Genomic DNA, 13,085 nt, shown 5'->3' with positions numbered 1-13,085 from the left:
AACAGGTTAATTCGGGACGTAATGGCCCGAAATAACAGCCGGGTTCCGAGCCGTATCACGGTGCTCGCCGGCGGGCCTGTGGTATAACGGCGGTAAGTATGATCAATTGACTGCCCGGGTTAGCGCTATGTACCCCAGCACTGTTACATCAGGATTCAGCAAAGCGATTCTTAAATTTCTGCCGTCTTTGGGGATAGCTCTGCCGGACGCGCTGCGACGTCAGGTGGCTGCCTGTCCGGCCGGTGAGCGCTTGCCGCTGTCGCTGCAGGATCAGCTCTGGCAGGCGATTGCGGATCACGCCGATTGCGACGGGGTCGGGTTGCGGATTGGCCGCCGCCTGCAGATCGATCAGTTTGATATGCTGGGCTTTTTGTTACTCAGCAGTGTCAATCTGGCCGGTGCGGTAGACAATCTGTTGCGTTTTTCTGATCTGGTCGGAGAAGGCGGACGCTTTGCCCGGTTCCACAGTCAGGAAGGCTGGCACCTGGTCTACCGTCCTCATTTTGAAGCGGCCAGAGCCGCGCGGCTGGAAGCCATTTTTGCCAGCGTGATGCAGGGCGCTGCCGTGGTCGCCAGCGGCCCGGTGATCCCAAAGCTGGTCGCGTTCGAGCATTCGCCTCAGGCGCCGTTAGCCCTGTACCATGAGGTGTTTGGCGATACCCAGGTCTGTTTTTCCCGGACAGGGAACTATATGGTTTTCAGTGATCAAGACTGGCTGTGCAGCCGGCGTGACATCCAGCCGGAATTGCAGGCTCAGCTGATACGGCTGGCCCAGCAGCAGATGAAACGCCTGGCTCCAGCGTCTTTTCTGGAGCAGATCAGCCATCTGCTGACACAGCAACCCAGGCTGACCCGCGCCCAGACCGCGGCCTTGTGTAATCTCAGCGAGCGCCACCTCAACCGCAAGCTGGCGGATTTTGGCGTCAGCTTCAGGGCATTGTCTGAGCAGATAAAAAAACAGCAGGCGCTGCAGATGCTGAACCAAAAGGGCAGCACACAGGCTAACCTGGCGCTGTACTTTGGTTATGCGGACGATAGTGCGTTTGCCAAAGCGTTCAAACGCTGGACCGGCATGGGGATCCGGGACTACCGTGCTTCCGGCTGTGACAACGAGTGACGCTGGCTTTTCTGCGCCAGCGGCAGCAGCAGGGTCACTCGCAGGCCACCCAGCGGACTGCGGCTGGCGGTGATGCTGCCATTGTGCTGGCGAATGGCATTTTCTGTGATGGCCAGCCCCAATCCGGTGCCGCCGCTGTGGCGATCCCGGGCGGTTGATACCCGGTAGAAAGGCCGGAAAATATCTTTCAACTGATCATCGGGTACCCCTTCGCCGTTATCGTCTATGGTCACGGTCAGCGAGTGGTCATTGGCGCTGAACTGAACTTCGATGCGATCTTGGCTGTAGTAGATGGCATTACGAACGACATTTTCCAGGGCACTGATCAACAGCTCGGGGTTTCCGGCCAGCGGCCAGGACAGCAGCGGGCTGCAGGTCAGGCTTTTCTGGTGCTGACTGGCTTCAAATTCGGCATCATCCAGCATCTCCTGCCACAGGCTGACCGCATCACTGTATTCGCGGGTTTCCTGCCCGTGTATCTGCATCCGCGACAGTTCCAGCAGTTTGGCGATCATGGCTTCCAGTCGTTCGGCTTCGGTATCAATCCGATCCAGCTCCGGACTGTTGCCCTGCTTGCGCTGGGCCAGGGCGGTCGCCATGCGAAGCCGGGTCAGGGGAGAGCGCAGCTCGTGAGAGATATCCGACAGCAACCGCTGTTGCCCGCCTATCATCTGATTGACCGAGGTGACCATCTGATTGAAGCTGGCACCAGCCTGGCGAAATTCGCGCGGCCCGGAGGATTCGAGTGCCGGATCCTGGGTGAATTGTCCGCTCGCCACCCGTTGCGCCGCTTCCTGCAGTTTGCGCGCCGGGCGGCTTAATGCCCAGGCCAGCCACAACAGCAGCGGCGTACTGATAAGCATGGTCAGCAGCAGCAGATGAAAAGGCTGATCGAGAATGCGCAGAAAGAAAGGCGGTGGCCGGTGTGACACCCTGCCGATATACATCAGCGCGCTTTGCTGCTGATCCTTGACCAGAAAAGGCCCGGCCACCATCCAGCGGCCGTAGAGTTTCTGGCGCGGCGCGTCCGGGCTGTCGGCACTGGTAATGAAATTGCGCAACGCTTTGGTGCGCTGATGCGGCGTGAGCAGCTCGCCGTCATCATTGGTGAAATACAACTGCATACCTTTGTGGCGCTTGGGATCAGCCAGCGGCTGCAGTTTTTCCAGCAGGGTGCCGGGTTGACTGCTCAAGCGCTCAGAGATGCGCTCCGCCGCGTCCTGATAACGATTCAGTTCCGGCTGAGGAATAGTGTGTTGCGAGCGTGGGTCAAGGTGCGGTAACAGTAATAGCACCACAACGACCAGCATCAGGGTCAGCCAGAAAATCGCAAAGATCCGGCTGGAGAGCCGGTTGAAAATGGGCAGGCTGAACACAGGCAGGTTAAACAGGGGCCGCTTCATCCCGCCTCCACAAACAGATAGCCTTTGCCGCGCAGGGTTTTTATTCTGGGCTTACCGTCTTCGCGCGGGGGGAGTTTTTTACGCAGGTTTGAGACATGCATGTCGATGGCGCGGTCAAACGGCGCCAGGCGTTTGCCCAGCACTTCCAGGCTGAGATCCTGTTTGGTCACTACTGTGCCGGGGTGGCGGATCAGGTGGCTGAGCAGGGCCAGCTCAGTCGCTGTCATGTCGATCAGCTCACCGTTACAGGTAACTTCCTGGCGACCGGGATAAATGGTCAGATCCAGATAGGTCATGCAGTCTGGTTCGCTCTGGTTGTCCTGCACCATGCGGGAGCGGCGTAAAATAGCACGCATGCGGGCCAGCAGTTCCCTGTCACTGAAAGGCTTGGGTAAATAGTCATCCGCGCCCAGCTCGAGTCCCAGCACTCTGTCGATCTCTTCGCCTTTAGCGGTCAGCATCAGCACTGGCGTGCTGGTGGTTTCGCGGAGTTTACGCAGCATATCAATGCCATTCATGACTGGCATCATGACGTCCAGCAGGATCAGATCTGTGTCTTCATCAACCATTAACAGCCCTTGCTCACCATTGTGCGCGACGCGCACTGTGAAGCCTTCCAGCAGAAGGATGTCATTGAGCAGTGCTGTCAGTTCATTATCGTCATCGACCAGAAGAATGTTTGCCATACTGATTCCATACCCTCTAAATGATTCAGGTTAAGTATCCCCTATGCCCGAAAGCAGGCCAAGCCGGATGACAGTGCTTTACCCAGCTTTACGTTTTCACGACAACAGTTTACCTGCCAGCGGGTAGTATTTGCTTATCGGACATCAACAGAGCGAGAACAGGATATGAATAAGACTATGACCCGGAAAATGAAAACGACAGTCGCTATGGTATTAGCGGTACCTATGCTGCTGGGCTCCGTTTCGGCACTGGCGGAAGGGGGCAAGTCTCATGGTAAAGGTCATTATGGCGACTGTGGTGGTCATCGTGCCGAGCGCGGCGTTATGCAGTCTCTGGATCTGACCGACGCGCAAAAAGAGCAGATGCGCAGCCTGCGCGAGAGCAATAAGGCAGAGATGCGCGAAAACATGGCCCAGGGCCGTGAAGCCATGAAAGCAAATCACGATAAGATGCAAGATTTGCTGCTAGCCGACAACTTTGATGAAAATGCAGTGCGTGATCTGGCCAAGCAAATGTCAGATCAACAAATTGAGCGTCGTGTGAGCATGATGAAAAAACGTCACGACATGCTCAACATTCTGACAGCGGAGCAGAAAGCACAGTACAAGACATTAAAAGCTGAGAAGCAGGCAGAGTGCATGGCGAAATGGAAAGAAAAACACAGTGAATAATGCTGCATTTGACTGAAAATACCGAAGCCACAACGAAATGTTGTGGCTTTTTTTGTTGTCACCATGAGCTTAACTTGTCAATTTTGTTATTAAATTTCATCACAAAACCGCTATACTGCGAATAATATTTAGCTGTCCATGTGGCCGGAAACCATACTTACCGTCAGGGTTCGGGAGAATTTGCCGGCGAGGCGGCCGACATTGCGAACTAAGCATATACTTAGTGGCATATAGCCTGGCGGCAACCTGGGGTACAAAACACACTCGGGGTTCCAGTATGCCAACAAGGCTGCCGACACATGGCAAGTTTACGTGATATGAATCAATACATCGTTTTTCTAAATTGTAATACTCCTACATTAGTAGGAAAGTTACAGTTTACGCGAGTCGCCACCGTGAGGGAGGCGAGGCGGAGTCGCTGACTTGGGCCAGCTCGCAAAGGAAAGGATTTTCATTTCCCAAAGTCAGAGGGTAACCATGATTAAAAAGATTGGTGTTTTGACCAGTGGCGGTGACGCCCCAGGTATGAACGCGGCGATTCGCGGAGTTGTTCGCGCAGGTTTATCAGAAGGCCTGGAAGTTTACGGTGTATATGATGGCTATCAGGGCCTGCATCAGAACCGTATTCAGAAACTTGACCGCTCCAGTGTCTCTGACGTGATCAACCGGGGCGGCACGTTTCTTGGCTCTGCCCGTTTTCCTGAATTCCGTGATGAGAAAGTCCGTGCTCAGGCGATCGAAAACCTGAAAATTCACGGTATCGATGCGCTGGTGGTGATCGGCGGTGATGGCTCTTACATGGGGGCGAAAAAGCTGACCGAGATGGGCTATCCGTGTATCGGCCTGCCCGGCACCATAGACAACGATGTGGCCGGTACTGATTATACGATCGGTTTTATGACGGCGCTGAATACCGTAATTGATGCGATTGACCGCCTGCGTGATACCTCATCGTCGCACCAGCGTATTTCGATTGTTGAAGTCATGGGCCGTCATTGCGGCGATCTGACCCTGATGGCATCGATTGCCGGTGGCTGTGAGTACATCATCACCCCGGAAACCGGCCTGCACAAAGAGCAGCTGCTGGCCAAAATCAAAGAAGGCATCTACAAAGGTAAGAAGCACGCAATTGTGGCGATTACCGAGCTGATGACAGACGTCAATCAGCTGGCTAAGTATATCGAGACGGAAACCGGCCGCGAAACCCGCGCCACCGTGCTGGGCCATATCCAGCGTGGCGGACAGCCAACTGCCTTTGACCGTATTCTGGCTTCTCGTATGGGTGCTTACGCGGTTGATTTGCTGATGCAGGGCGAAGGTGGCCGTTGCGTGGGGGTGCAGAATGAAAAAATGGTCCACCACGACATCATTGATGCCATCGAAAATATGAAACGCCCGGTGCGCACAGATTTGTACAAGGTTGCCGATAAGCTGTTCTGATCATTTCAGGACGGGACAAGTGAATAAAAAAAGCCGACGCTGCTGTGGTCGGCTTTTTTGTGCTCTTGCCTGAGACAGGATGCTGCCGGAGCGGCGTGTGCCGCCCCTGATGGTATCTTATTTCTTGGCTTCAGCTGCTGCTTTCGCGATAGCGGCAAAGCCTTCTGCATCCAGCGCTGCACCGCCAACCAGGGCGCCGTCGATGTCTGGCATCGCAAACAGCTCAGCGGCATTGCCAGCTTTAACCGAACCGCCGTACTGGATCACTACGTTTTTCGCGACTTCTGCGCTGAAAGACGCGATGTGGGCACGGATAGCGGCGTGAATGTCCTGTGCCTGCTCGGCAGTCGCCGCTTTACCGGTACCGATGGCCCAGATAGGTTCATAGGCGATGATGGCACCGTTCAGGGCTTCAACACCTTGTGTTTTGATCACAGCGTCCAGCTGGCGGGCACAAACGGCAACCGTTTCGCCGGCTTCGTTTTGCGCTTCAGATTCACCGATGCACAGAACAGGCGTCAGGCCGTTCTCTTTCAGGAAGGCAAACTTCTGAGCCACGAACTCGTCCGACTCGTGATGGTACTCACGACGCTCTGAGTGGCCGATGATGATGTGGCTGGCGCCGAAATCTTTCAGCATCTCAGGTGAGATATCACCTGTGTAAGCACCGCTGGCGTTCACATCAACGTTCTGGGCACCCAGAATGATCTTGCTCTTGCCCTGGCTGATCAGACGCTGTGCCAGATCCAGGTACATCACAGGTGGCGCGACTGCCACATCAACGCCCTCAACGCCAGCCAGCGCGGCATCCAGACCTGTCAGCAGGTTGGTGACCATTTCTTTGCTGCCGTTTAGTTTCCAGTTACCCATAACTACAGGATGACGCATAAGATTTTCTCCATATCTATGTGATGTCTAAAGTCAGACTAAACTGAGTACACCGCTGTCAGGCAGTAGTGTGTTCAGTGCAGCCTGCCTGATGATGCAGGTTTAAACGTCCGACAGTATACGCCCGATAGACGTAAACTTCCTTAATCTCGAACAAATCCATGCCCGGTTGTACCTGTTTCAACGGCAAAAGTGAACTCTGAGCTGTAATAAATTTTCACTTTCAACTCAGAGCGGCTAGCCACATTGATGGTGAAAAGTGATCAACAGGGGATTTCTGCATGCCCGTGTCGCTGTCGTCAGTAAAATCGGCTAAGTTATGTGCCAGTTAATGGAATATCGGGTCGCCCCTGACCAACAAGGAGAGTTGTATGCCCCACCTGAAGCTGGAATTTGCCGATCCCGTTGCTGAGCGCGTTAACGTTGCAGCCTTACTGGAAGATCTTCATCAGTCATTGCTAACCTGCGGGGTATTTGAACCCGCCTCTGTGAAATCTCGCGCCTATCCTTGTCATCAGTGGCAGGTGGGAGAGGGCGGTGATGCTCATAATTTTATTCATCTGGAACTGGCTTTGTTGTCGGGGCGTGACGATGACTGTAAGCGCGGATTGGCAGAGCGTCTGATGCCGCTGCTGGAGCAGCACGCTGCGACGATTGACAGCCTGACGATTGAAATCCGGGATATGGAAAGCGACACCTATTTGAAGTCGAAAAGATAGCTGAAGCTGAAAAGACAACTGAAGCTGGAAGTGGAGATCCTATCTTTAACTCTCAGACCAAAAAAACGGGCCAGCATTCAGGCTGGCCCTCGGTATTCGTATCGCTGGCATTATGCCTGACGGCGAAACGGCATCACTTTCGCTTCATGTTCTGTCAGGGTTTCCGGCGCTGTCAGTGAGCGGGCAAAGCGCTGTAATTGTTGTTGTAATTCAGCCCGCAGCAGCATATTGGTATGGTTCGGGTTTTTACCCCGCGCAATGACCTGGTTGATGTGGCTCATCTGCGCGCGCAAGCGTGGTTGCATGGCTGGGCTGGCGTTTTCAATGATTTCCTCGCTCATTCGCAGTCGCAAGGCTTCCAGCTCTTCAGGTGCCGTTTCGGCCAGTTTCTTGAGTTCATCAAAGGATGGTAACGTTTGCATAACTCATTCCCCAAGCGTCAAATCTGTGACTTACTTAACACTAGATGGCGGGGAATGAAAAAAACGTCTCATTGATGAGACGCTCAATAAAAGTGACCTGAGTGTACAGGGAATAAGACTGGCAGTGGCTTCTGAGCCTGCTACCAGCCCGGTTACCAATAGTGCTCGACGGTGATCTGGCCGGGCTTACGGCGCAGGTTTTTCACAAATCCGCGCGCTTCCAGTACCGCCTTGGTGTCTTTCACCATCGCCGGGTTACCGCACAGCATCAGTTGCGAGGTTTGAGGATTGAGCGGTATGCCGACATGGCGTTCCAGCAGGCCGTCTGAAATGGCCTGAGGAATGCGGCCGGTGAGCGCAAGTGGTGCCGGCTCGCGGCTGACAAAGGGCTGGACGATCAGCTGTTCGGGATGGGCTGCTTTGAGCGCGTTGATTTCTGCCTGATAGCTGAGATCGGCGGCAAAGCGAACGGCATGCACCAGCACGATTTTACGAAACCGCTGCCAGGCGGTGGCTTCACGCAAAATGGACAGATATGGCCCGATGGCCGTCCCGGTTGACAACAGCCACAGGCTATCCCCGTCAGGCACTTCATCTAAGATAAAGAAGCCGTTAGCCCGGGCGGTGATGAAGACTTCGTCTTCGGCTTGCAGGGCGTGCAGGCGAGGGGACAACAAACCGTCAGCCACTCTGGTGGCGTAGATTTCAATCTGATGGCTGCTGGGCGGATTGACAAAGGAGTAGGCGCGTTGGATCATTTTGCCGTCGCATTCCAGCGCCAGCTTGGTAAATTGCCCGGCTTTAAAGGGTTCAATATTCGCCTCCAGCGTTAAACTGAACAGTTCGCTGTTCCAGTGACGATTACTGATAACCTTGGCAGGGATCCAGTCAGCCATTGTGATCTCCTTCTTACATAGTCAGATTCTCAGGACGGATTAATGCGGTAGCTGCATCTGCGCTGTCCGGCAATAATGTGTTCGTTACGCTCTATTGTCACACTGTCTCCCAGCAGACGCTGGAAGACCGCCAGTTCAGATCGACAAAGAGAGGGGCAGCGCTTCGCGGCATGGCAGATAGGACAATGGTTCTCAATCAGAATGAAGCCGTGTTCATCGGACTCCAGCTGTGCCATGTAGCCTTCCTTTTCCCTCAGTGTAGTCAGAATCTGAAGTTTTTCTTTTAAATCTGTGGCCTTTGCAATGGCCTGCTGATACTGGTTCAGCGTGCCTTCTTCGCGCTGCAGCAAAATCTTCTGCAAGCCTTCCTGACCGAACAGATTTTCCACTGAATCCAGCATTTGAATGATCAGGTCACCGTGACGATCGGCAAACTGCTCATGGCCTTGAGCCGTCAGGTGCCAGTGACGGGTTGGCCGGCCGACTTTGGCTTTGATGTCTTCAAACCCCACCAGACCGTCGTCTTCCAATCCCTGCAAGTGCTGGCGCACTCCCATAGTCGTCAGGCTCAGCTCCTCTGACAGGGCTTTGGCAGTGACCGGGCCGTCTTGCTTCATTCTATGGAGAATTTTATCTATGGTTTTCATAGTCGTATTACTTGTATTCATGCGCCTATTATGTGGCCAGCTAAGTATATAAAGCAATGGCTTTACTAAATAGCATAGCCCAGCTTTATAAAAAAAGCAGTGAAAGTCTTATTATGATCAGGCGGTTATCCCGGTACTTATCACATACCGGGACGGCAGAGCGCTGTCAGAGAATATGAGGCAGAATAGCCGGGTCTTTTCTGTCCAGGTAATGAATCGACTTGATTCGGCGGATCGTGCGGCATTTACCGCGGATTAGCAGGGTCTCTGTGGTGGCGATATTGCCATTGCGGGTAATGCCGTCCAGCAAATCGCCTTTGGTGATACCCGTACCGGCAAAGATCACATTGTCGCTTTTCGCCATTTGCTCCAGCGGCAGGACCTGATTGGGTTCAATACCCATTTCGCGGCAGCGGTCCATTTCCTGCTGGCCCATGCGGTAGTTGTCATCACTGCCGCCTTTGACCAGAAAACGTGGCAGCAGGCGCCCTTGCATATCACCGCCTAACGCCCGGATGGCCGCCGCCGAGACCACACCTTCCGGCGCACCGCCGATGCAGTACATTACGTCGACTTCGCTGTCTGGCATGCAAGTGAGAATGGAAGCGGCTACGTCGCCGTCCGGCACGGCATAGACACGAATGCCCATGGCCTGCATTTTGGCAATAATCTCGTCATGGCGCGGTTTCGCCAGTGTGGTCACCACCAGGTTTTCTAACGGCTTACCCAGCGCGGCAGCGATATTGACCAGGTTGTCTTCCAGCGGCAGATTGAGATCTATCTGTCCCTTGGCTTGCGGGCCGACCACCAGTTTTTCCATATACATGTCAGGTGCTTTGAGAAACGCCCCTTTTTCACCGGCCGCCAGTACCGCCAGCGCATTGTTCTGGCCCATGGCGGTCATCCGGGTGCCTTCTATCGGATCGACCGCGATATCGACCGCATCGCCACCGGCACCCACCTGCTCGCCGATATACAGCATAGGGGCGTCGTCAATTTCCCCTTCACCGATAACAATCTCACCGGTGATCTCGGTTTTGTTTAGCAGGGTACGCATGACCTCGACAGCAGCGCCGTCAGCGGCGTTTTTGTCGCCACGGCCGAGCCATTTGTAACCTGCCAGCGCGGCACCTTCAGTGACACGGGAAAAAGCCATTGCCAAATCGCGTTTCATGGGAACTCCAGAACTACTCAGTAAAAAGATATCAGGTCAGTCACAGATATCGGGGTGTCGATTCTCTGCGCGAATTGTAACACAGACGCCAGCGCAGCGTTTCCTGCTGCAAGGTATCGATAAAAAAACAAGCCTGCCGGGAAGGGCAGGCTTGTGGTCAGAGTTAAAACACTCTGCGTGAAAAGACTCGGCGTAACAACGGCTCGGCGGGGATTACTCGTCCTCGTCGATGGCCCAGCCTTTGGCGCATTCCACGGCGCGCTTCCAGCCTTTATAGCGTCGGGCGCGTTTGCTGTCATCCGGACACGGGGTGAAACTGCGCTCCAGTACGGCTTTGTTTTTCAGCTCATCAATGCTGTCCCAGAAGCCCACCGCCAGACCGGCCAGATACCCGGCGCCCAGTGCGGTGACTTCTGTCACCACGGGGCGGTGCACTTCGGTGTTCAGCAGATCAGACTGGAACTGCATCAGGAAATTGTTGGACACCGCACCGCCGTCCACTTTCAGTGCGGCCAGATGGATCCCTGAATCCGCCTGCATGGCATCCAGAACATCACGGGTCTGGTAAGCAATGCTTTCCAGTGTGGCGCGGATCAGGTGGTTGTTGTTGACACCTCGGGTCAGGCCGACAATGGCGCCGCGCGCATACGGGTCCCAGTAAGGGGCGCCTAAACCGGTGAAGGCCGGCACCACATACACACCGTTGGCACTGCCCACTTTTTCTGCAAAGTACTCAGAATCTTTGGCATCGCCCAGCAGTTTCAGCTCATCACGCAGCCATTGGATCGAGGCACCGGCCATGAAGACCGCCCCTTCCAGTGCGTAAGCCGGCTCGCCTTTCGGGCCGCAGGCCAGGGTGGTCAGCAGGCCGTTCTGCGAGTTGACTTTCTCTTTGCCTGTGTTCATCAGCAGGAAGCAGCCGGTGCCGTAGGTATTTTTGGCCTGACCAGGTTCCACACACATCTGACCGAACAGTGCGGCCTGCTGGTCACCGGCAATGCCCGCGATAGGCACACGGGTGCCGCCTTTGCCGCCAATGTTGGTCTGACCGTAGATCTCGGAAGAGGCTTTCACTTCCGGCATCATAGACAGCGGGATATCCATGACTTTGAGCAGTTTTTCATCCCACTCCAGCGAGTTGATGTTAAACAGCATAGTCCGGGAGGCGTTGGTGTAGTCGGTGACATGAACACGGCCTTGGGTCAGTTTCCAGATCAGCCAGGTATCTACGGTACCGAACAGCAGGTTACCTGCTTCGGCCTGCTCACGGGCTCCTTCGACGTTGTCCAGAATCCACTTGATTTTGGTGCCGGAGAAATACGGGTCCACGACCAGGCCTGTGTTGTCACGGATGTAGGCTTCCAGATCCTGCTGTTGTTTCAGCTGCTGGCAGATGTCGGCGGTACGGCGGCACTGCCAGACAATGGCGTTGTAGACAGGTTTGCCTGTGTTCTTGTCCCAGACAATGGTGGTTTCACGCTGGTTGGTGATACCGATACCGGCAATCTGATCGGTGCGGATACCGACTTTGGCCAGGGCTTCCACCATAGTGGAGCTTTGACTGGCCCAGATTTCCATCGGGTCGTGCTCAACCCAGCCTGCTTTGGGGTAGATTTGAGTGAATTCGCGCTGCGCAGTGCAGACTATGTTGGCGTCATGATCCATGATCACAGCGCGTGAACTGGTGGTTCCCTGATCGAGTGCGACGATGTACTTTTGTTCTGTGGTCATCTGAGGGTCCTCTTCTCTGATTAATTATAGATAGCGCTGCAATCAGGCTTGCGCGACTTCTTTCTCATTGTCTGATTCACATTGGTTCGGCAGGGTACAGCGGTTACCCGGCAGATAGACACCAATGACTTTCGGATACAGCCAGGCACCGAAGCCGGCACCGGCAATCGGCGCCAGAATAGGGATGATAAAGTAAGGAATATCTTTTCCGCCAGTCAGCGCCATGTCGCCCCAGCCAGCCAGGTAAGCAAAAAACTTGGGGCCAAAATCCCGGGCCGGGTTCATGGCAAAGCCAGTCAGCGGGCCGAGTGAGCCACCAATCACGGCGATCAGTATACCTATCAGTACCGGGCCAAGAGCACCACGGGGAGTACCGTTTTTCTCATCACCTATGGCCAGAATGGCAAACATCAGCACAGCGGTAATGACAAACTCGACGGCAAAGGCGCCGCTCAATGACAGGGCAGGATTCGGGTAGGTAGAAAAAATGCCAGCCGTGGCCAGGCTTTCGACACTGCCGCGAACAATCCCATGCGCACTTTCGAATTCGGTGAACAGATTGCTGTAAAGGCCATATATCAACGCGGCCGAGCAGAAGGCGCCAGCCAGTTGAGACAGGATGTAAGGGAGTACTTTTGCTTTATCAAAACCGTGAAAAATGGCTAATGCAATGGTGACGGCCGGGTTAATGTGCGCGCCGGAGACACCCGCCGTGCAATAAATCGCTATGGTGACTCCAAGTCCCCACATAATACTGATTTCCCATTGACCGAAGTCAGCACCTGCTAACACCAGCGCAGCGACACAGCCTACTCCAAAGAAGATGAGCAGTCCGGTGCCAATGAATTCTGCCAGGCATTCGCCAAGCAGCGTAGGGGGTTGTCGTTTTGTCATGTGCCAATCCTTGTGTCGAGTGATAGGTAATAGAGTTGTTATCGTTATGTGACCAAAAAATACTCGAATGGTGATTTATCCGAAAGGGCCGCGAATCAAAAATGTGCGTTCGAGCATATAATTTGTTTGATTGGTCGATATCGAAAGGAAAGCGAAAGGTATGAATAGAGTTAATACTCTATTTCGTGTTGAGAGGCGCGAACACTAGCATGTCAGCCGCAGCGGTTCAAAATGTGCAGGGGAAAACTGAGTGATCGCTAACAGTTCACTGTGTCTGGCAGCGCGCGATGCCTTACTGAAGGTAAAATGTTGTGGAAGTTTGGATGATTTTTATCCGATTGTGGCAAAGCGTGGTATTAGTAGATGCCAGACGAATAAGGCCTAGTTAGAATAGGG

The 13,085-nt window shown here is 54.2% G+C and carries 13 protein-coding genes; 4 read left to right on the top strand and 9 right to left on the bottom strand.

The window, feature by feature from the left end:
- The first annotated feature begins 127 nt into the window (after nucleotides 1-127).
- Nucleotides 128-1,117, top strand: a complete 990-nt coding sequence (locus tag IFO68_RS11275; protein ID WP_192015972.1) for an AraC family transcriptional regulator — start codon at nucleotides 128-130, stop codon at nucleotides 1,115-1,117.
- Here the strand turns inward: IFO68_RS11275 and cpxA are convergent.
- Nucleotides 1,087-2,520, bottom strand: a complete 1,434-nt coding sequence (gene cpxA / locus IFO68_RS11270) for an envelope stress sensor histidine kinase CpxA (protein WP_192015971.1) — start codon at nucleotides 2,518-2,520, stop codon at nucleotides 1,087-1,089. The genes IFO68_RS11275 and cpxA overlap by 31 nt on opposite strands.
- Nucleotides 2,517-3,206, bottom strand: a complete 690-nt coding sequence (locus tag IFO68_RS11265) for a response regulator (RefSeq protein ID WP_192015970.1) — start codon at nucleotides 3,204-3,206, stop codon at nucleotides 2,517-2,519. Before IFO68_RS11265 ends, cpxA begins: the two co-directional genes overlap by 4 nt.
- Before the next feature lie 165 nt (nucleotides 3,207-3,371).
- On the opposite strand from IFO68_RS11265, the gene IFO68_RS11260 reads away from it, so the two are divergent.
- Together IFO68_RS11260 and pfkA are read left to right on the top strand one after the other, a co-directional pair.
- The gene (locus IFO68_RS11260; RefSeq protein WP_370630678.1) at nucleotides 3,372-3,878 is read left to right on the top strand and encodes a CpxP family protein; all 507 of its coding nucleotides are present in this window, start codon (nucleotides 3,372-3,374) and stop codon (nucleotides 3,876-3,878) included.
- A 477-nt stretch (nucleotides 3,879-4,355) separates the two neighbouring features.
- Nucleotides 4,356-5,318, top strand: coding sequence for a 6-phosphofructokinase (gene pfkA / locus IFO68_RS11255; protein WP_027250596.1), 963 nt, complete (start codon nucleotides 4,356-4,358; stop codon nucleotides 5,316-5,318).
- Between the two features lie 117 nt (nucleotides 5,319-5,435).
- Here the strand turns inward: pfkA and tpiA are convergent, their stop codons facing one another.
- Complete coding sequence (gene tpiA, locus IFO68_RS11250; RefSeq protein WP_192015969.1) at nucleotides 5,436-6,206, bottom strand: triose-phosphate isomerase; 771 nt, start codon at nucleotides 6,204-6,206, stop codon at nucleotides 5,436-5,438.
- 371 nt (nucleotides 6,207-6,577) lie between these two features.
- On the opposite strand from tpiA, the gene IFO68_RS11245 reads away from it, so the two are divergent.
- Entirely contained in the window at nucleotides 6,578-6,925 is a 348-nt protein-coding gene (locus tag IFO68_RS11245; protein WP_192015968.1) for a 5-carboxymethyl-2-hydroxymuconate Delta-isomerase, read from the top strand.
- A gap of 110 nt (nucleotides 6,926-7,035) precedes the next feature.
- Here the strand turns inward: IFO68_RS11245 and IFO68_RS11240 are convergent, their stop codons facing one another.
- The 6 genes from IFO68_RS11240 to IFO68_RS11215 form a co-directional block, all read right to left on the bottom strand.
- Entirely contained in the window at nucleotides 7,036-7,347 is a 312-nt protein-coding gene (locus IFO68_RS11240; protein ID WP_192015967.1) for a DUF3135 domain-containing protein, read from the bottom strand.
- Between the two features lie 152 nt (nucleotides 7,348-7,499).
- Nucleotides 7,500-8,243: a ferredoxin--NADP reductase gene (locus tag IFO68_RS11235; RefSeq protein WP_192015966.1), complete on the bottom strand. Its 744-nt coding sequence runs from the start codon at nucleotides 8,241-8,243 to the stop codon at nucleotides 7,500-7,502.
- A 29-nt stretch (nucleotides 8,244-8,272) separates the two neighbouring features.
- Complete coding sequence (locus tag IFO68_RS11230) at nucleotides 8,273-8,890, bottom strand: helix-turn-helix transcriptional regulator (protein ID WP_192015965.1); 618 nt, start codon at nucleotides 8,888-8,890, stop codon at nucleotides 8,273-8,275.
- 166 nt (nucleotides 8,891-9,056) lie between these two features.
- Nucleotides 9,057-10,064, bottom strand: coding sequence for a class II fructose-bisphosphatase (gene glpX, locus IFO68_RS11225; protein WP_192015964.1), 1,008 nt, complete (start codon nucleotides 10,062-10,064; stop codon nucleotides 9,057-9,059).
- A 213-nt stretch (nucleotides 10,065-10,277) separates the two neighbouring features.
- A complete protein-coding gene (glpK, locus tag IFO68_RS11220) occupies nucleotides 10,278-11,795 on the bottom strand; it encodes a glycerol kinase GlpK (protein WP_192015963.1) in 1,518 nt (505 codons plus the stop codon).
- Nucleotides 11,796-11,837: 42 nt separating this feature from the next.
- Nucleotides 11,838-12,689 (bottom strand): MIP/aquaporin family protein, encoded by an 852-nt coding sequence (locus IFO68_RS11215; protein WP_192015962.1) that lies wholly within the window; start codon nucleotides 12,687-12,689, stop codon nucleotides 11,838-11,840.
- Nucleotides 12,690-13,085: the final 396 nt, after the last annotated feature.

Origin of the sequence: Photobacterium arenosum, assembly GCF_014841115.1 — a bacterium.
Taxonomy (GTDB): domain Bacteria; phylum Pseudomonadota; class Gammaproteobacteria; order Enterobacterales; family Vibrionaceae; genus Photobacterium; species Photobacterium arenosum.
The sequence above is the reverse complement of the archived record's forward strand: the minus strand, read 5'-3'. Positions and strand labels throughout refer to the sequence as shown.

Bases quoted from the DNA above. Each gene is read 5' to 3' on its own strand.
- IFO68_RS11275 (WP_192015972.1), top strand. From the start codon at position 128: ATGTACCCCAGCACTGTTACATCAGGATTCAGCAAAGCGATTCTTAAA.
- cpxA (WP_192015971.1), bottom strand. From the start codon at position 2,520: ATGAAGCGGCCCCTGTTTAACCTGCCTGTGTTCAGCCTGCCCATTTTC.
- IFO68_RS11265 (WP_192015970.1), bottom strand. From the start codon at position 3,206: ATGGCAAACATTCTTCTGGTCGATGACGATAATGAACTGACAGCACTG.
- IFO68_RS11260 (WP_370630678.1), top strand. From the start codon at position 3,372: ATGAATAAGACTATGACCCGGAAAATGAAAACGACAGTCGCTATGGTA.
- pfkA (WP_027250596.1), top strand. From the start codon at position 4,356: ATGATTAAAAAGATTGGTGTTTTGACCAGTGGCGGTGACGCCCCAGGT.
- tpiA (WP_192015969.1), bottom strand. From the start codon at position 6,206: ATGCGTCATCCTGTAGTTATGGGTAACTGGAAACTAAACGGCAGCAAA.
- IFO68_RS11245 (WP_192015968.1), top strand. From the start codon at position 6,578: ATGCCCCACCTGAAGCTGGAATTTGCCGATCCCGTTGCTGAGCGCGTT.
- IFO68_RS11240 (WP_192015967.1), bottom strand. From the start codon at position 7,347: ATGCAAACGTTACCATCCTTTGATGAACTCAAGAAACTGGCCGAAACG.
- IFO68_RS11235 (WP_192015966.1), bottom strand. From the start codon at position 8,243: ATGGCTGACTGGATCCCTGCCAAGGTTATCAGTAATCGTCACTGGAAC.
- IFO68_RS11230 (WP_192015965.1), bottom strand. From the start codon at position 8,890: ATGAAAACCATAGATAAAATTCTCCATAGAATGAAGCAAGACGGCCCG.
- glpX (WP_192015964.1), bottom strand. From the start codon at position 10,064: ATGAAACGCGATTTGGCAATGGCTTTTTCCCGTGTCACTGAAGGTGCC.
- glpK (WP_192015963.1), bottom strand. From the start codon at position 11,795: ATGACCACAGAACAAAAGTACATCGTCGCACTCGATCAGGGAACCACC.
- IFO68_RS11215 (WP_192015962.1), bottom strand. From the start codon at position 12,689: ATGACAAAACGACAACCCCCTACGCTGCTTGGCGAATGCCTGGCAGAA.